The 18,165-nt window shown below is 63.7% G+C and carries 21 protein-coding genes; 8 read left to right on the top strand and 13 right to left on the bottom strand.

The annotated features are described in order from the left end of the window. Together ACSLE4_RS03865 and pgl are read right to left on the bottom strand one after the other, a co-directional pair. Nucleotides 1-500, bottom strand: a 500-nt coding sequence (locus tag ACSLE4_RS03865) for a GlgB N-terminal domain-containing protein (RefSeq protein WP_435902948.1), incomplete at its 3' end; no start/stop codon positions are given. Between the two features lie 133 nt (nucleotides 501-633). After that, entirely contained in the window at nucleotides 634-1,374 is a 741-nt protein-coding gene (gene pgl / locus ACSLE4_RS03860) for a 6-phosphogluconolactonase (protein WP_435903162.1), read from the bottom strand. Between the two features lie 91 nt (nucleotides 1,375-1,465). Here pgl and rpe point away from each other — a divergent pair, with 91 nt between their 5' ends. After that, the gene (gene rpe, locus ACSLE4_RS03855) at nucleotides 1,466-2,140 is read left to right on the top strand and encodes a ribulose-phosphate 3-epimerase (protein ID WP_435903161.1); all 675 of its coding nucleotides are present in this window, start codon (nucleotides 1,466-1,468) and stop codon (nucleotides 2,138-2,140) included. 5 nt (nucleotides 2,141-2,145) lie between these two features. On the opposite strand, the gene pgi is transcribed toward rpe, so the two are convergent. The 7 genes from pgi to ACSLE4_RS03820 form a co-directional block, all read right to left on the bottom strand. Beyond that, nucleotides 2,146-3,771 carry a glucose-6-phosphate isomerase gene (gene pgi / locus ACSLE4_RS03850; RefSeq protein WP_435903160.1) on the bottom strand — a complete coding sequence of 542 codons (1,626 nt, stop codon included), beginning with the start codon at nucleotides 3,769-3,771 and terminating at the stop codon, nucleotides 2,146-2,148. 9 nt (nucleotides 3,772-3,780) lie between these two features. Further along, the gene (gene tal / locus ACSLE4_RS03845) at nucleotides 3,781-4,857 is read right to left on the bottom strand and encodes a transaldolase (RefSeq protein WP_435903159.1); all 1,077 of its coding nucleotides are present in this window, start codon (nucleotides 4,855-4,857) and stop codon (nucleotides 3,781-3,783) included. Between the two features lie 15 nt (nucleotides 4,858-4,872). Then, nucleotides 4,873-5,547: an HAD family hydrolase gene (locus ACSLE4_RS03840; RefSeq protein WP_435903158.1), complete on the bottom strand. Its 675-nt coding sequence runs from the start codon at nucleotides 5,545-5,547 to the stop codon at nucleotides 4,873-4,875. Nucleotides 5,548-5,555: 8 nt separating this feature from the next. Then, the gene (gene zwf / locus ACSLE4_RS03835) at nucleotides 5,556-6,944 is read right to left on the bottom strand and encodes a glucose-6-phosphate dehydrogenase (protein ID WP_435903157.1); all 1,389 of its coding nucleotides are present in this window, start codon (nucleotides 6,942-6,944) and stop codon (nucleotides 5,556-5,558) included. Further along, complete coding sequence (gene gnd, locus ACSLE4_RS03830) at nucleotides 6,941-7,957, bottom strand: phosphogluconate dehydrogenase (NAD(+)-dependent, decarboxylating) (RefSeq protein ID WP_435903156.1); 1,017 nt, start codon at nucleotides 7,955-7,957, stop codon at nucleotides 6,941-6,943. Before gnd ends, zwf begins: the two co-directional genes overlap by 4 nt. A 61-nt stretch (nucleotides 7,958-8,018) precedes the next feature. Further along, nucleotides 8,019-10,091, bottom strand: a complete 2,073-nt coding sequence (tkt, locus tag ACSLE4_RS03825) for a transketolase (RefSeq protein ID WP_435903155.1) — start codon at nucleotides 10,089-10,091, stop codon at nucleotides 8,019-8,021. Nucleotides 10,092-10,104: 13 nt separating this feature from the next. Then, nucleotides 10,105-10,869, bottom strand: a complete 765-nt coding sequence (locus ACSLE4_RS03820) for an ROK family protein (RefSeq protein ID WP_435903154.1) — start codon at nucleotides 10,867-10,869, stop codon at nucleotides 10,105-10,107. 212 nt (nucleotides 10,870-11,081) lie between these two features. Here ACSLE4_RS03820 and ACSLE4_RS03815 point away from each other — a divergent pair, with 212 nt between their 5' ends. Further along, nucleotides 11,082-11,351, top strand: a complete 270-nt coding sequence (locus ACSLE4_RS03815; protein WP_435903153.1) for a hypothetical protein — start codon at nucleotides 11,082-11,084, stop codon at nucleotides 11,349-11,351. Here the strand turns inward: ACSLE4_RS03815 and ACSLE4_RS03810 are convergent. Both ACSLE4_RS03810 and ACSLE4_RS03805 read right to left on the bottom strand, forming a co-directional pair. Further along, nucleotides 11,315-11,485, bottom strand: a complete 171-nt coding sequence (locus ACSLE4_RS03810; RefSeq protein WP_435903152.1) for a hypothetical protein — start codon at nucleotides 11,483-11,485, stop codon at nucleotides 11,315-11,317. The genes ACSLE4_RS03815 and ACSLE4_RS03810 overlap by 37 nt on opposite strands. Beyond that, nucleotides 11,482-11,778 carry a hypothetical protein gene (locus tag ACSLE4_RS03805; protein ID WP_435903151.1) on the bottom strand — a complete coding sequence of 99 codons (297 nt, stop codon included), beginning with the start codon at nucleotides 11,776-11,778 and terminating at the stop codon, nucleotides 11,482-11,484. Before ACSLE4_RS03805 ends, ACSLE4_RS03810 begins: the two co-directional genes overlap by 4 nt. An 89-nt stretch (nucleotides 11,779-11,867) precedes the next feature. On the opposite strand from ACSLE4_RS03805, the gene ACSLE4_RS03800 reads away from it, so the two are divergent. Genes ACSLE4_RS03800 through ACSLE4_RS03790 form a run of 3 tightly spaced genes read left to right on the top strand, consistent with a single transcriptional unit; the run spans nucleotide 11,868 to nucleotide 15,112 of the window. After that, nucleotides 11,868-13,178, top strand: a complete 1,311-nt coding sequence (locus ACSLE4_RS03800; protein WP_435903150.1) for an efflux RND transporter periplasmic adaptor subunit — start codon at nucleotides 11,868-11,870, stop codon at nucleotides 13,176-13,178. Nucleotides 13,179-13,184: 6 nt separating this feature from the next. Beyond that, the gene (locus ACSLE4_RS03795) at nucleotides 13,185-13,907 is read left to right on the top strand and encodes an ABC transporter ATP-binding protein (RefSeq protein ID WP_435903149.1); all 723 of its coding nucleotides are present in this window, start codon (nucleotides 13,185-13,187) and stop codon (nucleotides 13,905-13,907) included. After that, the gene (locus ACSLE4_RS03790; RefSeq protein WP_435903148.1) at nucleotides 13,907-15,112 is read left to right on the top strand and encodes an ABC transporter permease; all 1,206 of its coding nucleotides are present in this window, start codon (nucleotides 13,907-13,909) and stop codon (nucleotides 15,110-15,112) included. The genes ACSLE4_RS03795 and ACSLE4_RS03790 overlap by 1 nt, the downstream gene beginning before the upstream one ends. Nucleotides 15,113-15,122: 10 nt before the next feature. Here ACSLE4_RS03790 and ACSLE4_RS03785 read toward each other — a convergent pair whose 3' ends face one another. Then, nucleotides 15,123-15,491 (bottom strand): STAS/SEC14 domain-containing protein, encoded by a 369-nt coding sequence (locus ACSLE4_RS03785; protein ID WP_435903147.1) that lies wholly within the window; start codon nucleotides 15,489-15,491, stop codon nucleotides 15,123-15,125. Nucleotides 15,492-15,506: 15 nt separating this feature from the next. Continuing rightward, nucleotides 15,507-15,794: a hypothetical protein gene (locus tag ACSLE4_RS03780; RefSeq protein ID WP_435903146.1), complete on the bottom strand. Its 288-nt coding sequence runs from the start codon at nucleotides 15,792-15,794 to the stop codon at nucleotides 15,507-15,509. Nucleotides 15,795-16,083: 289 nt separating this feature from the next. On the opposite strand from ACSLE4_RS03780, the gene modC reads away from it, so the two are divergent. The 3 genes from modC (at nucleotide 16,084) to ACSLE4_RS03765 (ending at nucleotide 18,095) form a co-directional block, all read left to right on the top strand. Continuing rightward, nucleotides 16,084-17,178, top strand: coding sequence for a molybdenum ABC transporter ATP-binding protein (gene modC / locus ACSLE4_RS03775; RefSeq protein WP_435903145.1), 1,095 nt, complete (start codon nucleotides 16,084-16,086; stop codon nucleotides 17,176-17,178). A gap of 14 nt (nucleotides 17,179-17,192) precedes the next feature. Beyond that, the gene (gene ppa, locus ACSLE4_RS03770; protein ID WP_435903144.1) at nucleotides 17,193-17,726 is read left to right on the top strand and encodes an inorganic diphosphatase; all 534 of its coding nucleotides are present in this window, start codon (nucleotides 17,193-17,195) and stop codon (nucleotides 17,724-17,726) included. A 108-nt stretch (nucleotides 17,727-17,834) separates the two neighbouring features. Further along, nucleotides 17,835-18,095: a DUF6455 family protein gene (locus tag ACSLE4_RS03765; RefSeq protein ID WP_435903143.1), complete on the top strand. Its 261-nt coding sequence runs from the start codon at nucleotides 17,835-17,837 to the stop codon at nucleotides 18,093-18,095. The last annotated feature ends 70 nt before the right edge of the window (nucleotides 18,096-18,165 follow it).

The following is an 18,165-nucleotide window of genomic DNA, read 5'->3' as shown; positions in this document are numbered from 1 at the left end:
TCCCAGTCGTTGAACGGCCCGACCACGCTGACGCGCGTGGCGTTCGGCGCCCAGACCGCGAAGCTGATGCCGTCCACGCCTTCATGCGTGATGGCATGGGCGCCCATCTTCTCGTAAAGGCGCAAATGATTGCCCTCGGCGAAGAGATGGAGATCGAGCTCGCCGAGAATGGGGCCGAAGCGATACGGGTCGTCGATCTCCGCCGTCTCTCCGTCGCGGGCGACGCGCAAGCGGTAGCTTTGTGAAAATCCGTCCGGCACTTCCGCGCCGAACACACCCGTCTTGTTCAGCCGCTCGAGCGCGACCTCCTCTCCCGTCTCGGGGTCGAGGGCCGTGACGGACGCCGCACCCGGCAGAAAGACGCAGAGAGACGCACCGGCGCGGCCGCGATGCAGCCCGAGGATCGAGAACGGGTCGCCATGCTCGCCGCGCACGAGCGCGTCAAGGCTCGCGCGGCTCGGTATCCAATGATTTGCGCGTTTCTCGGCGGGGAGAGTCAAAATTCAACCATTCTATGGAGTTGGGTGCCTGCTCTTGGCCTAGCGTGCAGGGCTTAAGGGCAAACCGTTGAGCAAGTCTAACGTTCCGTTGCGGAAAGTGAAAGTCGGCCGCATGGGACGGACCGGTATGTCATCAAGGATGTCTAGCCCAGCGCCCCGCGGCGGCCCGGTCGGCGAACCAGATAAGTTCGCCCACCGGCCGGATATGAGAGGCGGGAAAGCTGTCATCGCCCGACAGGATCTTGTCGAGGATCTCGCGCTTTCCCTCACCGGATACCAAGAACGCGACCACGTGGCTTGAATCGAGCGCGGGGTAGGTGAGGGTCACGCGCTCTTCCGTGCGGCCCTTCGGCACCGGCGCGACCCAGCGGTCGCGTACTTTGAGAACCGGCTCCCCCGGCAAAAGAGAGGCCGTGTGGCCATCCTCGCCGAGGCCGAGCAGCGTGAGCGTGAGCAGCGGGCGGCCGGGCTCGAGCGTGTCGGCGCCATAGAGACCCTGCAGCATCTTCTCGTAGCGCCGCGCCGCCTCATCGAGCGTCACGCCGTCGGTCTCCACTGGATGCACGTTCTGAGGCGGCACCGGCACATGCGAGAGAAACGCCGCGCGCGCCATGCCGTAATTGCTGGCCGGGTCGGAGGGCGGGACGAAGCGCTCGTCTCCCAAGATCCAATGCACCCGGTCCCAGGGCAGACGCGACTTAATCGGCTCTTGGGCCAAATGCTCATAAAGCGGCTTCGGTGTGCTGCCGCCGGACAGCGCGACGATCGTGCGGTCCTCGCGGCGCGCGGCGAGATCGCAGAGATAGGCGACGCCCGTGCGGGCCAGGTCCGCTGCGTCCTCACAGATCCGAAGCGTTCCAAAAGCTGGCGTCATGGCAGTGGCCCTCTTTCGTGAAATCGGCCGCACGATAGGGGCAGAAAGTTAAGGGCGCTGCAAGGTAGAGGGCCGTAAAGTACCCGTGTCAATGACCCACGAGATCATCATCGCGCCGTCGATCCTCTCCGCCGACTTCGCCAAGTTGGGAGATGAAGTGCGCGCCGTGGACAAAGCCGGCGCCGACTGGATTCATATCGACGTCATGGACGGGCACTTCGTGCCGAATATCACGATCGGCCCTGACGTGGTGAAGGCGCTCAGGCCCCATACCAAGAAGCCGTTCGACGTGCATCTGATGATTGCGCCCTGCGACGCCTATATCGAAGCGTTCGCGAAAGCAGGCGCCGACCAGATCACCGTGCATGCCGAAGCGGGGCCGCATCTTGACCGCTCCCTTCAGCTCATTAGGAGCTTTGGCAAGCACGCAGGGGTGAGCCTCACGCCGTCCACGCCGGAGAGCGCGATCGAATATGTCATCGACAAGGTCGACCATGTCCTGGTGATGACGGTGAACCCGGGCTTCGGCGGCCAGACCTTCATCCCGCTTCAGCTCGATAAGATCCGCGCCATCAAGAAAATGATCGGTGACCGGCCGATCCATATCGAAGTGGACGGCGGCATTCATGTCGAGACCGCGCCGCTCGTGGTCGAGGCAGGGGCAAATGCGCTCGTCTCGGGCTCCGGCGTGTTCAGCGATGCCCATTACGCCGAAAACATCAAGGCGATCCGGGACGCGGCCATGCGCGGCCGTGTTGCCGCCTAACCGCGCTACGAGAACTTGTGCTTGCGGTAGCGTTCGATCAGCGCGTTGGTCGATGAGTCGTGGGTGAGCTTAGGCGCGGTCTTGGCCTCGAGCTCGGGGATGATGCGGTTGGCGAGCACCTTGCCGAGCTCCACGCCCCACTGATCGAACGAGTCGATGTCCCAGACGGCCCCTTGAGTGAATACGCTGTGCTCGTAAAGCGCCACCAGCCGCCCCAACGTTTTGGGATCGAGCTTCTCAGCGAGGATCATGTTGGTCGGACGATTGCCTTCGGTCACGCGGAACGGCGTCTGTGCCGGTGATGAGCCTTCGGCGGTCAGCTCGGCCGCCGTCTTGCCGAAGGCGAGCGCCTCGGCCTGCGCGAACAGATTGGCCATCAACAGATCGTGGTGATCGGCAAGCGGGCTCAACGGCGTGAGAAAGCCGATGAGATCGCACGGGATCAGCTTCGTGCCCTGATGGATCAGCTGATAGAAGGAGTGCTGTCCGTCGGTGCCGGGCTCCCCCCAGATGATTGGGCCCGTCTGATAATTCACATGCGCCGCGGCAAGATCCACATGCTTGCCGTTGCTCTCCATCTGCAGCTGCTGGAGGTAGGCGGGAAAGCGCTTCATGTGCTCCGAGTAGGGGAGCACCGCAAGCGTCTGCGCGCCGAAGAAGTTGTTGTACCAGACCGTGAGCAGCCCCATGAGCATGGGCAGGTTCTTCTCGGGCGGCGCCGTCCTGAAATGCTCGTCCATTTCGTGGAAGCCAGCGAGCAGGTCGCGGAAGTTGTCGGGCCCGATGGCGATCATGGTCGAAAGGCCGATCGCCGAATCCATGGAATAGCGGCCGCCGACCCAGTCCCAGAACTCGAACATGTTGGCGGTGTCGATACCGAATTTTTCGACGCCTTCTGTGTGGGTGGAGACGGCGACGAAATGCTTGGCCACCGCGTCTTCGGACCCGAGCTTGTCGACGGCCCAGGCGCGCGCGGTCGCGGCGTTGGTCATGGTCTCCAGCGTGGTGAAGGTCTTGGAGGAGATAATGAACAGCGTCTCTTCCGCGTTGAGGTCGCGCGTCGCCTCGTCGAAACAAGCGCCGTCCACGTTTGAGACGAAGCGGAAGGTCATGTCGCGGTCGGAATAAGGGCGGAGCGCCACATAGGCCATCTCCGGTCCGAGATAAGACCCGCCAATGCCGATATTGACGACGTTCTTGATGCGCTTGCCCGTATGGCCTTTCCAGGCGCCGCTGCGCACCTTGTCGGCGAAGGCCGCCATGCGGTCGAGCACCGTGTGCACGTCCGGCACCACGTCGTGGCCGTCCGTCTCGATCACCTCGCCACGCGGCGCGCGCAAGGCGACATGCAGCACGGCGCGGTCCTCCGAGACGTTGATCTCATCGCCGCGGAACATGGCGTCGCGCCGCTCGGCGACTCTGCGCTCTTTGGCGAGGTCGATCAGGAGCGCAAGCGTCTCCTCGGTGATGCGGTTCTTCGAGTAGTCCAGCACGAGACCTGCGCCCTCCGCTGTGAACTTCGCGGCGCGGTTCTTGTCGTCGGCGAAGAGCGCGCGCAGATGCGCGTCCTTGATCTTGTCGTGATGCGCTTCGAGGGCCTGCCAGGCCGGGGTCTCGATCAGTGTGGGCATTCGGCCTCCCTAGCTTAGCGCCATGGTCTTGGTCTCGATGGATTGCAGCAGGTCCTGCCACGACTTGACGAAAGAGGCAGCGCCTTCCTTTTGAAGCTGCGCCGCGAGGTCGGACACCGAAATGCCCGCTTTCTCGTAAGCCGCGAGCACGTCCTCGCAATCGCCGCCGTCGGGTGACAACACGCCTTGCAGCTTGCCGTGATCGGCGAAGGCGAGCAGCGTCTTATCCGGCATGGTGTTGACGGTGTTCGGCGCGGCGAGCGCCCCAATATAAAGTGTGTCCGGTGCCTTCGGGTCTTTGGTGCTGGTGCTCGCGAACAGGAGCCGCTGCGGACGCGCGCCCATGGAGGCGAGCCGCTGCCAGCGGTCGGAATAGAGCATGGCCCGGTAGTCGCGATAGGCCTGATGCGCCACGGCGATGCCGAGCTTGTCGCGTAAGGCGTCCGGCACCTTGTCCATCACCGCCTTGTCCCAGCGGCTGATAAAGATGGAGGCGACCGAGCGCACGTCCGGGTCGAGGCCGGCGGCGACCCGGCGCTCCAGGCCCTTCATGTAGGCGTCGGCCGCGGCCACGCAGTGTTGCGAGGAGAACAGCAGCGTCACGTTGACGGTGATGCCCGAGAAGATCGCTTCCTCGATGGCCGGAAGGCCTTCCTTGGTCCCGGGAATTTTGATGAAGAGGTTGGGCTTGTGCGCCCGCCCGTAGAGCCGCTTGGCCTCGGCAACGGTGGCTTCCGTGTCGTACGCGAGCAGGGGAGAGACCTCGAGCGAGACGAACCCGTCCACCGTCGCCGTGCGCTCGTGGATCGGCAGGAACAGATCCGCCGCGCGCGACAGATCCTGCAATGCCAGCTCGAAGAACAGCGCCTCGCCGGTATAGCCTGCCGTCGACAGGCGCTTGATCTCCGGGTCGTAGCTGTCGCTCTTGGAGACGGCGTTGTCGAAGATCGTCGGGTTCGACGTGAGCCCCGTCACCGAGAGCTCGTCGATATATTTCTTGAGCGTGCCGCTATCGAGCATGTCGCGGGTGATATCGTCGATCCACAGGCTTTGCCCCAGATCGTGCAGGGCTTCGGTTGCTTTCACGGGTCTATCTCCTCCTCAGGCCGGCTGAAGCATCGAGAAATCGTGCTCCATCAGGTCGGCGATGCGCGCGATCTCCATATCGGCCGGCGGAAAGCTGGTCAGGGTGCTTGCGTCCTTGGCGTAGTGACCTTGGCGCGGAAAAATAGTGGTTACGCGGTCGCCCCAGGCCTTCTTCACCGCATCCAACAGGCTGAGCTTGTCGTCGATCAGCACATAGTGCTTAGCCGGATAGGCGCGCTGTACCGCGTCGAGCTCTTTCTCTTTATGGACGTAATTGAGCACGTGGCCTCCAAAAGCGTCCAGTAAACCTGCCCGCTCCAATTTGTGCGGCTGGAACACGCCGTCGCCGTCGGTGAGGATCACCGGCAGGCCCCATTTGCGCACGTGGCGAACGGCGCCCAGCGCATCCGGATAAAGCCGTTCGATGAAGGGGTAGTCCATCACCCAGTTGGCGAGCCGCAAGACGCGCGGGTCGTCGACATGCGCGAGACGAAACTTCTCCAGCGTGCCGAGAAAATCGGCATAGCCGTGCTTGACCCGCTCCTCTTCGTAGAGCGCCCAAAGATCGTCCCGCGCCTCTTCGCCGAACATCTCACTCACATGGTCGCCCAGGTCGGCTTTCATGCGGTCGTTGTCCAGCAGCGTGTTGTCCACGTCGAAGAGAAAGACCACCTGGTGTGTCTCGGGCATCTTTACGTCTAGGCGGGTTTGGGATTGAGCCAGCGCCCATCCGCGCCGACGAGCTGCTCGGCCTCGTCCGGTCCCCAGGATCCCGGCTTGTAGCGATAAACCGGCGTCACGTTGCCGAGCACACCATCCACGATGCGCCATTCCGCATCGACGATGTCCTCTCGCGTGAAGAGATCGCTGATGCCTTGCATGGCGTCGCCGAGAAGCCGTTGATAAGGCGGTTTGTCGCCCGCGGGCTGCCGGGTCAGGATCAATTCCACGTCGTCGCCGATCATGCGGTCGCCGGGAACCTTGACGCGGGTGCCGAGCGCGATGGTCACGTCGGGTTGAATGCGAAAGCGCATATGGCCGCAGCCGACCGAACTGATCTCGCCGAAGGTTTCCCGCGGCGGCCGTTTGAACTGCACCACGGCCTCGGCAATGCTGACCGGCAGGCATTTTCCGGTGCGGATATAGATAGGTACGCCCTCCCAGCGCCAGCTGTCGATGGCAAGCCGGGCGGCGGCATATGTCTCCACCGTCGAGCCCGGGTGCACTCCGGGAACCTGCTCGTAGCCTTCATACTGGCCGCGCACGAGGTCGTTGGGGCTGAGTGGACGAACGGACTTCAGCAGACTCGCCTTGCGGTCGCGGATGGCCTCGTGCTCCTGTCCCGTCGGAGGATCCATGGTCAGCGAGGCGAGGATCTGCAGCATGTGGTTCTGCAGCACGTCGCGGATCGCGCCAGCCTCGTCGTAGAACGCGCCGCGGTCCTGCACGCCAAAATTCTCCGCCATGGTGATCTGGATGCTGCGCACGTGATTGCGGTTCCACAGCGGTTCGAAGATCGAGTTGGCGAAGCGCGTGTAGAGGATGTTCTGCACCGGCTCCTTGCCGAGATAATGATCGATGCGAAAAATGTCAGTCTCGGAGAAGTACTCGTCGAGGATGCGGGAGAGCTGGTCGGCCGACTTCCGGTCGCGTCCGAACGGCTTCTCGACCACGAGCCGTGCGTTCTCCGCGCATCCCGACTTGGCGAGCTGCGAAGCGACTTCCGAGAAGAGAGTCGGCGGAATGGCGAGATAGTGCAGGGGACGCTTGGCGTCACCCAAGTCCTTGCGCAGTGATGCGAAGGTCTCCGAATCGGCGTAGTCGCCGTCCACGTATTGGAGGTGGTCCAAGAGCTTCTTAAACGCAGCGGATTTGATATCGCCGCCGTGGTCCTTGACGCTGTCGGCGGCCCGCTTCTTGAGCCAGTCCAGTCCCCGGCCGCCTCTGGCAACACCGATGATGGGCGTGGACAAGCCTTCGTCGCGCACGAGGCCGAACAGTGCCGGAAAGATCTGCTTATAGGCGAGGTCGCCGGTCGCGCCAAAAAAGACCAGCGCGTCGGACTCGCCTCCGTTCGACTGGTTCATGGCGCCTTCTTCTCGAGGTGACCGCCGAATTCGTACCGCATGGCCGACATTAGCTTGTCGGCGAAGTCTGCGTTACCTCTTGAGGCGAAGCGTGTGAACAACGCCGATGAGATCACCGGCGCGGGGACTCCTTCGTCGATCGCCGCTTGCAGCGTCCAGCGGCCTTCGCCGGAGTCGGACACGCGGCCTTCGAAATTGGCGAGGTCGGGGCTGTGGCGCAGCGCGCTCGCCGTGAGGTCGAGCAGCCACGAACCAATCACGCTGCCGCGCCGCCACACCTCCGCGACCTCGGCCAGGTTGATGTCATATTGATAGTACTCGGGATTGCGTAAGGGCGTGGTCTCGGCATCCGTCTCTTGCTTGCGTTTTCCCACATTGCCGTTCTTGAGGATGTTCAACCCTTCCGCATAGGCGGCCATGATTCCGTACTCGATGCCGTTATGCACCATCTTGACGAAGTGTCCGGCGCCATTCGGCCCGCAATGGAGATAGCCGTTCTCGGCGGCCGAAGGCTCGCCGGAAGCGCCCGGTGTGCGCGCCGCCTCGCCGACGCCAGGCGCCAGCGCCTTAAAGATCGGATCGAGCCGCGCGACCACGTCGTCCTCGCCGCCGATCATCATGCAATAGCCGCGGTCGAGGCCCCACACGCCGCCGCTCACGCCCACGTCCACATAGTGGATGTCCTTTTCTTTCAGAGCCTTAGCCCGGCGCAGATCGTCGTGATAATAGGAGTTGCCGCCGTCGATAATAATATCGCCAGACTCCAGCAGCGGCTCGAGCTCGGCGACCACCGCATCCACCGCACCCGCCGGCACCATCATCCAAATGGCGCGCGGCTTATCGAGGCCTTTGACGAAGTCGCTCAACTCCGTGCTGCCCTTGGCGCCCTTATCGGTCAGCGCCTTCACCGCGTCGGCGTGGGTGTCATAGACGTGCATGTCGTTGCCGGCCTTCATTGCCCGCACGGTCATGTTGGCGCCCATTCGACCGAGGCCGATCATGCCGAGTTGCATCGCTCATCTCCTCGTTTTGCAGCCGTGAGACGCTCCGGCACGCCGGAACGCGGAAAGACTCTCAAAGACCCAGCGCCATCTTGGCCGCGGCCGCGACCCGTTCCGGCGTGAACCCGAAATGCTCCGAGACGACCTTCAGCGGCGCCGACAGGCCGAACGTATTCATGCCGAGCACGATCCCTTTGGGTCCCGCATAGCGGTCCCAGCCGATCGGCGAGGCTTCTTCGACCGTGACCCGCGCCGTGATGGACGAGGGCAGAACGGACTCACGATAGGCATCATCCTGCGCATCGAACAACTCGCGGCAAGGCATTGAGACGACTCGCGCCTTGATCTTGTCCTTGGCGAGCATGTCGCGCGCCGCAACGCAAAGCGACACCTCGCTGCCCGTGCCGATGAGAATCACGTCCGGCTTCCCATCCGGCGCATCGGCAAGCACGTAGGCACCCTTCGCCAGTCCGCTCGCCGGCGCGAACGTCGAGCGGTCAAAGGTGGGAACGGCCTGGCGCGTCAGGATTAGCGCCACGGGGCGGCTCTTATGCGGTATCGCCAGCCGAAAGGCCTCCACCGTTTCATTCGCGTCCGCCGGGCGGATCACCATGAGACCCGGGACCGCGCGCAAGGAAACCAGCTGCTCGACCGGCTGGTGCGTCGGGCCGTCTTGGCCGAGGCTGATGGAATCGTGCGTCCAGATATGCAGCACGGGAAGATCCATCAGCGAGGCGAGCCGGATCGCGCCGCGCGCATAGTCTGTGAAGATCAGGTAGCAGGAATCGTAGGCGCGCAAGCCCGTCAGCACCATGCCGTTGACAAGGGCGCACATGGCGTGTTCGCGAATGCCGTAGCGCAGATTGTGACCGCCATAGTCGCCGAGCTCGCCATAAGGCTGGAACTCGCCGGCGTCCGGATAGTCCAGGATCACCTTCGTGCTGCCGGCTACGTCCGCCGCGCCGCCCAGCACCCAAGGCACCTTCGCCGCGATGGCGTTCAGCACCTTGCCCGAGGCTTCGCGGGTCGCAATGCCTTTGGCGTCGGGCGGGAACTCGGGAATGTCACTGTCCCAGCCTTGCGGCAGCTCGCGATCCCGGATCAGTTCGATCTGCTTCGCCTGGTCGGGATGCTTCTTGGCGTAGTCGGCGAACAGCGCCTCCCACTTGGCGCGCGCATCCGCGCCGCGCTGGCCCATATGGGTGGTGAAGTGCTGCCGCACGCCGTCCGGCACGACGAAGAACCTGTCCGGATCGAAGCCGAGGAATTCCTTGGTACGGCGCACTTCGTCTGGGCCGAGCGGCTCGCCGTGGGCGGACGGCGTGTCGTGCTTGCCGGGCGAGCCGTAGCCGATATGGCTGTGCACGACGATGAGCGTCGGCTTGTCCTCCGTGGCGAGGAAGTCGCTATACGCCTTGGCCAGCTCCGCCAGGTCGTTGGCGTTCGTCACATGCAGAATATTCCAGCCATAGGCCTCGAATCGCTTTGCCACGTCCTCGGTGAAGGTGATGTCGGTGTGGCCGTCGATGGTCACGTTGTTGTTGTCGAAGATCCAGCACAAGTTCGACAGCTTCAAGTGTCCGGCGAGCGAGGCGGCTTCGCTGCCGACGCCCTCCATCAGGCAGCCTTCGCCGCACAGCGCATAGACATTGAAGTCGAACAGTTCGAAGTCCGGCTTGTTGTAGGTCGCCGCCAGCCACTTCCCCGCCATGGCGATGCCGACGCTCGTCGCCACGCCTTGGCCGAGCGGTCCGGTGGTGGATTCGACGCCCGTGGTCCAGCCATATTCCGGATGGCCGGGGCATCGGCTGTTCTCCTCGCGGAAGGACTCGATGTCGGCAAGGCTTACCGCCTCGCCGCCTTTCTCCTGGTATGAGGTCTCGGCCGCCTCGATCCCCGCCAGATGGGTCAGGCTGTAGAGCAGCATGGACGCGTGCCCCGCCGACAACACGAAGCGGTCGCGATTCATCCAATGCGACGCCTTCGGGTCGTAGCGCAGGAATTGCTGCCACAGGGTGTAAGCGGCGGGCGCCGCGTCCATGACCGTGCCGGGATGGCCGGAATTGGCTTTCTGAATAGCGTCGATCGAGAGCGTGCGGATCGTGTTGATCGCCAGTTCGTCGAGCTCGTCTGGGGCCTGCGCCACCGCCGTTACTCCTTCAAGCCACCGTCACAAAGGCCGAAGACACACCGGTGAAGCTCGCGTCCATCGCCTTATCCCAGACCTTCACGCCGCCGGTGATACCATCTTCGTTTGAAACCGTCCGCACAGTGTCCGGCAACGGCTTTTCGATCAAGCGCGCGTTGCCGCCGCCGATATAGAGCATGTCGTAATTGGTGACCGTGGCGAGGATGCCGATGATCTCGCGTACGCGCTTGTTCCATTCCTTGGGGCCGATGGCTTCGAGTGCCTTCTCGCCCAGATACTGATCGTATGTCGTGTTGGTCTTGATCGGGTGTTGGCTCATCTCGAGATGCGGGGCGAGACGCCCGTTGTCGAACAGCGCAAATCCAAACCCGGTCCCCATGGTGATCGCGCACTCCAAGCCGTCGCCCGAGATGGCGCCCAACCCTTGGACGCTTGCGTCGTTGATCATGCGCACCGGCTTCTTCAGCCGCTCATGCAGCACCGCCGCGAGCTTGAAGCCCTGCCACAGCTCGGTGCCGAGATTGGGCGCCGTGACCACATAGTCGGCACGCACCACGCCCGGAAAGCCGATGGTGATGCGGTCATGCGGCCCGAGCCCTTCGGCGAGGCCCGTCAGCGCCTCGACCACCTCCTGCGGAACGGCGGGGTGGGGCGTGGCCACTTGGTTCGGGCCATCGAGCATCTTCCCCTTCGGCGAGAGCATGCCCGCCTTCAAATGGCTGCCCCCGACATCGAAGGCGAGCGTGAGAGGACCTTGGTGTTCGTCGCGCGTCACCCGGGGCTCCACAGGTTTGCGTTGCCGCCGCCGGCGGCCTTCGTTGCTGCCGACTTACGGTGCCGGTCTCAATATAAGATGAAGCAATCGGATCAAGTCTTAGAACTGACGTACGCTTCTAATAGAGGATTTGGGTCTTTGCTGACCTCGTGAGGAGGTAGGCGGTGAGCTTAAGGCATGCTGATCGCGCTCGCCGCGCTGAAGAATACTGCATGCAGGCGCCACGAAACTGCGAATTGGCAGCGACCGCCAACATCTTGTCCATCATATCCACAGCCGCGGCGCCGATTTCCGGCGGAACGACGCGCGATCCTCTCCATCGCTTACGACAATGTGCGCCCCGCGCCGAAGTCTGGGGCTACGCGCTGGTATGGTTCCTGATCAACGACGGCGTGAAGCTACTCGGCTACCGCATCCTCGACCCCAAGGGCGCGCCGGTTCTCTCTCAGCGTTCGGCGACCATGGCGCCGGCCGGCGCCTGACAGTCCCTGTCGGCACTGTCGTCGAGGGCGCCGAGGCGGACCCACAGGAACAGGTCTGGGTAGATCATCGAAACGACCAGCAAAGCGGCGGTGCTCCAGCACGTCAGTACCATGGTCCATAGAAACATAGTCATCGTGCGGCCCTCCTCGTGTCGGCCTTCGTGTCCAGGTGGCGCGCCCAGCGCCGCGGCTCAAAGAGGTTCGGCCAAACGACGCTGATCACCAGCACGGCGGCTAAGATGCGCAGCGCGGCAACCCATAGATCGACATTCATTGGCGAATCCTCCTGATCTGCAGCAGAGGCTAGCGCCGGATCGTTGCCGGGATTGGGCTGCAGCGTTTCGAAATGTTTCGCGCGCAAGAGATTTGTGTCGAAACGTTTCCGGGGCACCGAAACGCGCGGTTTCGTTACAAAAATCTCCAGCAAGGCGCGTCTTGCGACCCTAATTTGAGGTCACGTCGGGGCCGCGACGGGCCGCCCATACGACGTGCCCGAGAAGGAAGAGAAGGGTCGGGATGAATGAATTTGTGCAAACCGGCACGGTCAAGGCTGATAAAGTGAAGGCCGAGAGGGTGGAGGCCGATATCGAGGCCGTGCTCGGACTCGACAAGCCGAAAACGACGCTTGGGCGCTACCGTTCCAAGCTCGTCCTCGCGGCGCTCGCAGGCGTGGCGGTACTCCTTTACGCCATTTTCGGAACCGGCGGCTCCAATAGCGGCGCCCGCTATGTCACCGAGCCGGTCAACAAGGGCGACCTCACGGTTGCGGTTACGGCCACGGGGACCGTCCAGCCGACCAACGAGGTGGAGATCTCGAGCGAACTCTCCGGCATCGTGCGCAACGTGCTTGTGGACTACAACAGCGCCGTCACCACGGGACAGACGCTCGCCGAGCTCGATACCGACAAACTCTCATCGACGGCGGACAGTTCAAGGGCCAAGCTCCAGGCCGCCGAAGCCAAGGTCAGCGAGGCCGAAGCGACCGTTCTGGAGACAAGGCTCGAACAGGACCGGCAGCAGCAGCTCGTCACCAGGAGAGTGGGGGCCGCGCAGCAGCTGGAGACGGCCGAGGCTGCGCATCAACGTGCACTCGCCGCGCTGAAAAGCGCTAAGGCCGATGTGGCCGCTGCCACCGCCGATCTAGCGCTCAACGAGACAAATTTGGAGAAGGCCGTCATCCGTTCGCCTATTACGGGTGTGGTCTTGAGCCGCGTCGTAGAGCCGGGCCAGACAGTGGCTTCGTCGCTTCAAGCCCCGGTACTGTTCACCATCGCCGAGGACCTTACGAAGATGGAGGTCCAGGTTGACGTGGATGAAGCCGACGTCGGCAGCGTGCGCGAAGGGCAGAAGGCGAGCTTCACGGTCGACGCGTATCCCGACAGGACGTTCACCGCCGAGATTCGGGAACTGCGTTACGGCTCCGAAGTTGTCCAAGGCGTCGTCACCTATAAGGCGGTACTCACGACGGATAATTCCGAACTGCTCTTGCGGCCCGGCATGACGGCCACGGCGGAAATCGTGGTCGCACACGTGCAGGATGCGCTGACCGTGCCGAACGCGGCGCTGCGCTTCTCGCCGCCGAGCGGCGAAGCGGTGGACAAGCGCAACTTCCTGCAAAAGCTGATGCCTGGTCCGCCACGCCTGCGCAGGGCAAGCAGCCCCCGGGAGCCGACGGGCGCGGAACGCAAGGTCTGGGTCCTAAGTGACGGACGGCCGCAAGAGCTGGCCGTCACCGTGGGCGCGACAGACGGGAAGCGCACCGAGATCAGGCAAGGTGACCTTGCACCCGGCCAGGCGGTCATCGTCGACACGGAAACCGCCAGGTGATCGCCGATGACCAAGCCGTTTAGGACAAAAGCGTCGCCGCTGATCGCGCTGCGCGACGTCACGAAGATCTACGGACAAGGCGATGCGCGAGTGCGTGCGCTGGACGGCGTGAATCTCGCCGTCGAGGAGGGTGAGTTCGCCGCGGTCATGGGGTCGTCTGGCTCCGGCAAATCCACCGCGATGAATATCATCGGCTGCCTCGATCAACCCACGAGCGGTGTCTATCAGTTCAAGGGCGTAGACGTGGGCGGACTCGACCGGAAGCAACGGGCGCTCCTGCGGCGGAACTATCTCGGCTTCGTGTTCCAGGGCTTCAATCTGCTGGCCCGCACCTCCGCGGTTGAGAATGTCGAACTGCCGCTCATCTATCGCGGCATGCGCCACGCCGAACGCCGGCCCCTGGCCATGGAAGCGCTGGAGCGGGTGGGCCTTCAAGGCAGGGCGCGGCACACGCCCGGCGAATTGTCCGGTGGCCAGCAGCAGCGCGTCGCCATTGCGCGGGCCATTGTCACCAGCCCCGCGGTGTTGTTGGCCGACGAGCCGACCGGCAATCTCGACACCAAGACCAGCCACGAGATCATGCAGCTTCTCGTCGGGCTCAATTGCGAGCAGGGGATCACCATCCTAATGGTCACGCATGAGCCGGAGATGGTCGAATATGCCGGCCGCGTCGTGCATTTCCTCGACGGGCGCATCGCCAGCGACAGCCGTACGCAGGAGGCGGCCTGATGTTCTACGAGACCCTGAAGCTCGCGGTGCAGGCGGTCCGGCGCAACGCCTTGCGCTCTTTTCTGACTCTGCTCGGCATCGTCATCGGCGTCTCGGCCGTGATCGCCATGGTCACCATCGGCAACGGCACGACGGAGAAGGTCAAGATCGAGATGGCTAAGCTTGGCAGCAATGTGCTGTTCATCCGCCCCGGGCAATGGGGACCGGGGCGAGCGAGCGCCACCGCGAAGCCTTTCGACGCCCGCGACATCGCCGAGTTGCGCGAGCAATTGCGCGGCGTGAAGGCCGTAGCGCCCATGGCGCAGCAATCAACGACCGTGGTGTACGGCAACGAAAGCCGCAGCGTCGGCACGATCGGCACGGACGCGAGCTACGTCGTCACGCAGGATTGGGAACTCACGGAAGGCCGCAATTTCCTCGACAGCGAGACGCGAAGCGGTCGCGCCGTGTGCATCGTCGGCCAGACGGTCCATGAGAAACTGTTCGGCTCCACCGACGCAACCGGCAAGCGCCTCCGGGTCAGCAATGTGTCCTGCGAAGTGATCGGAGTGCTCGAGGAGAAGGGCGAGTCTGGCTTCGGTACCGATCGCGACGACGTCGTGCTCATGCCGCTGCGCACCTATCACCGGCGTATCGCGGGCAACACCGATATCAACACCATCAATGTCTCGGCCCTGGACGGCGTCGACACGTCGAAAGTGCAGGCGGACATTGAGCGGCTCTTGCGCGAGCGGCGCGGCATTACCGGAGCCGAGGAGGACGACTTCCGCGTCGCCGACATGAAACAGATCGCAGATACCCAGACCGCGACCACCGGGGTCCTCACTGCGCTCCTCGGTGCCGTGGCCGGGGTCAGCCTGCTGGTGGGCGGCATCGGCATCATGAATATCATGCTGGTGTCGGTGACCGAGCGTACGCGCGAGATCGGCATTCGCCTCGCCATCGGCGCGCAAGAGAGCCAAGTGCTGATGCAGTTCCTCGTGGAGGCGGTGGTGCTGTCCCTGCTCGGCGGCGCGGTCGGCGTTTTCTTGGGGCTGGCCCTTGCGGGCGCTGCCTCCGCCGGTATGAACATCCCCTTCGTGCTCGACCCGAGCATCGTGGTGATCGCCTTCGCCTTCTCGGCTTTGATCGGAATCGTATTCGGCTATTTCCCCGCGCGCCGGGCCGCGCAGCTCAATCCCATCGACGCGCTGCGCCACGAGTAGGCTCTGCGGCTTATGCGGCCTGCGTGATCCATAGCCGCGCTTTGGCGGCCTCGGCATGAGGGTAGACGCGGATGGTGCCCGGCAGGAAGACGCTGAACAGGCGCGTGGCGAGGCCGATCCATTCGACGTCCGTGATAACCGCGATCCGCTCCCAACGGGAGAAGTGCTCCATGCCGACCTTGAAGTCCTCCCAGGCCGCGCCCGCGTCGTAGCCGTCGAATTCCGGACCGAGCTCGTAGAGGATTCTAACCTTGTCGTGCGTTTTCAAGGTCTTCTCCACGGCGGGGATCAAGACCTCGTCATAGTCCTTCTTGGTCACCTCGCCGTGGGCTCTGATCGCCACGACATTGTTGGGAAAGCCTCTGAGCAGCTCGATCATGGGCGCGGGGGTCTCTTACTCGGCCTTGGCCGCGCACTTGCTCTCGGCGGCATTCCAGGCGCAACCGAACGAGCTTGTGTTGCAGACGGACTCGCCGCCATGCACCGCGCAGCGATCCTCGTCAGGCCGCGGGCCCGGGAGACATCCCTTGTTGTTGGCCGCATCGTACCAGCAGCTCGGCTCCGCGACGCACTGGGCCGAGTCGCGGATGGCTTGGCAGCGCACTTTCTCGGCGTGGACGGCCGCGGCACCGAAGGTTAGGGCGACGATTGCGAGAGAGAATGCGGCAAATACGGAACGCATGAGGCTTCCTCTTGGGTTCGTTATGGGGATGGCTGGGCTCCGTTCTAGCCGAACCGGCCCTGGTGTGAATAGTCCGCAAGGCCCGATTTAGGCCGCGTCGCTCCGCGCCCTGAGCACGCCGGGGACACTGTCGACGATAAACAGAATTTCTGCGCTCCAAAGGAAATCGCTGCCCAAGGGCCTGCTTATGCGGACTGCCAGCCCCGGAAGGCCGGACCTACGACTTTCGGCTCCTGGACGGCCAGCGGGCTTCGGGTTAAGCGAGGTCCATGACCGGCACGGCCCTTTCATGATCGGCGTCGATGTGGCGCTCAAGCTCGGCGCCTTCGATCTCGATGTCGCATTCGAGAACGAGGCGGGCATTACCTGCCTGTTCGGCCGCTCGGGCGCTGGCAAGACCGTGACCATTAACCTGATTTCCGGACTCGCCCGCCCGGATCGCGGGCGGATCGTGCTCGATGGCCGGACCTTGGTAGACACCGAGACCGGCGTTTTCGTACCGCCCCATCGCCGGCGGATCGGCATCGTGTTTCAGGATGCCCGGTTGTTTCCGCACCTCACGGTGAAGCAGAACCTCGTCTACGGCCGCTGGTTCGCTGGAGAGGCCGCGGGCCGCGTGGCCTTCGATCCGGTCGTCGAGACACTCGGCATCGGCCACCTGCTCGGGCGGAAGCCGGCGCTCCTCTCCGGCGGCGAGAAGCAGCGGGTGGCCATCGGTCGCGCGCTCCTGACGTCGCCCGCGCTTCTGCTCATGGACGAGCCGCTCGCCTCGCTCGACACCGAGCGCAAGCTGGAAATTCTGCCGCTGATCGAATCCTTGCGCGATGCCTTTGGCATCCCGATCGTCTACGTGTCCCACGCGGTGGAGGAGGTCACGCGTCTCGCCGCGCGGGTCGTGGTGCTGGAAAACGGCCGCGTCGCCGCAATCGGTCCGGTCGAGGAAGCGCTGGGCCCCGCATTGAAGTCAGCGGGCCTCAGCCGCTTCGCGCGTGCCTCTGTAGTGACCGGCACGCTGTCGTCCATCGACGAGAATTACGGGCTCACAGAGATTTCCCATCCGGCCGGCAAGATCTGGCTCGTCGGCCGCGCCGGAACGCCGGGGCAGGAGGTGCGCATCGTGGTCAAATCGACCGACATTGCCCTGGCGCGCGGGGCCGGCCGCGATACCAGCATCCGCAATACACTCTCTGGTACCGTGGGCGGGCTCGAGACCGACGACGGGCCGCTCACGGGTGTTGCCATCGACCTCGACGGCCACGGCCATCTTTTCGCCCTCGCCACGCGCAAAGCCATCGACGAGCTTGGACTTGCTTGCGGCGAGCGGGTATTCGCCTTGATCAAGACCGCTGCGCTCGACGAACGCGCCGTGGCCGCGGAGCTTTAGGAGATCGGATTTTCATGAGCCTGCTTAACATTCCCGTCGGCGCCAATCCGCCGCATGAAGTCAACGTCATCATCGAGATCCCGCAAGGTGGATCGCCGGTGAAATACGAAATCGACAAGAAGTCCGGCGCGCTGTTCGTCGACCGGTTCTTGCACACGTCCATGTTCTATCCGGCGAATTACGGCTTCATCCCGCATACGCTTTCGGAGGACGGCGATCCGGTGGACTGCATGGTAATCGCCCCGACGCCGGTCGCCTCGGGCGTGGTCATCCGCGCGCGTCCCATCGGCGCGCTCCTCATGGAGGACGAGAAAGGCATTGACGAGAAAGTCATCGCCGTGCCGATCGACGAACTGCACCCCTTCTACAAGCGCGTCACGAGCTACCGCGACCTCCCCGAGATTCTAGTGGAGCAGATCGGCCACTTCTTCCAGCACTACAAGGACCTGGAGCAGGGGAAGTGGGTGAAGGTGGTGCGCTGGGCCGAGCACGCCGAGGCGGGCGATCTCATCCGCGCCGGTATCGAGCGGGCCAAAAAGGGCGCCTAGGGCAAAGCCCGCACCGTCTTGATTTGCCTCAAGGCCGCGAAAGTTCCCCCGCGCTTACCTGCGAGCCAGGTGCGCGTCGGCGTGCCCAAGAGGGGCAGGGGGATAGTCATGAAGGATCCCAAACCGGAGCTTGCTGACTTTCATCAGACCGTTCTCATGGACGACATGATGCAAGTCACCGGCGTCGATCATCTGGCTGCCATCGATTTGGATGGCGGGCAGTCCTATGTCAGGGCGCGAGCCAAGTGCCACGGCTGTGCTAGCAAGCGTCTGTGCCGCGAGTGGCTTGCCGGCCATAGCGAGGCGGAGCCCCAGCCGTTTTGCCCTAATGCCGCGTTCTTTCGGGCGGTGAAGAGCGGCGACGGCTAGCAGGTGCAGTCCGCGCGCGTCCCGCAGGTCCATTGCTAAAATTTTCTAGAAAATGTCGCGGTAGCATAAA

Origin of the sequence: Methyloceanibacter sp., assembly GCF_051306395.1 — a bacterium.
Classification (GTDB): domain Bacteria; phylum Pseudomonadota; class Alphaproteobacteria; order Rhizobiales; family Methyloligellaceae; genus Methyloceanibacter.
This window is presented reverse-complemented; position numbering and strand designations above follow the sequence as displayed.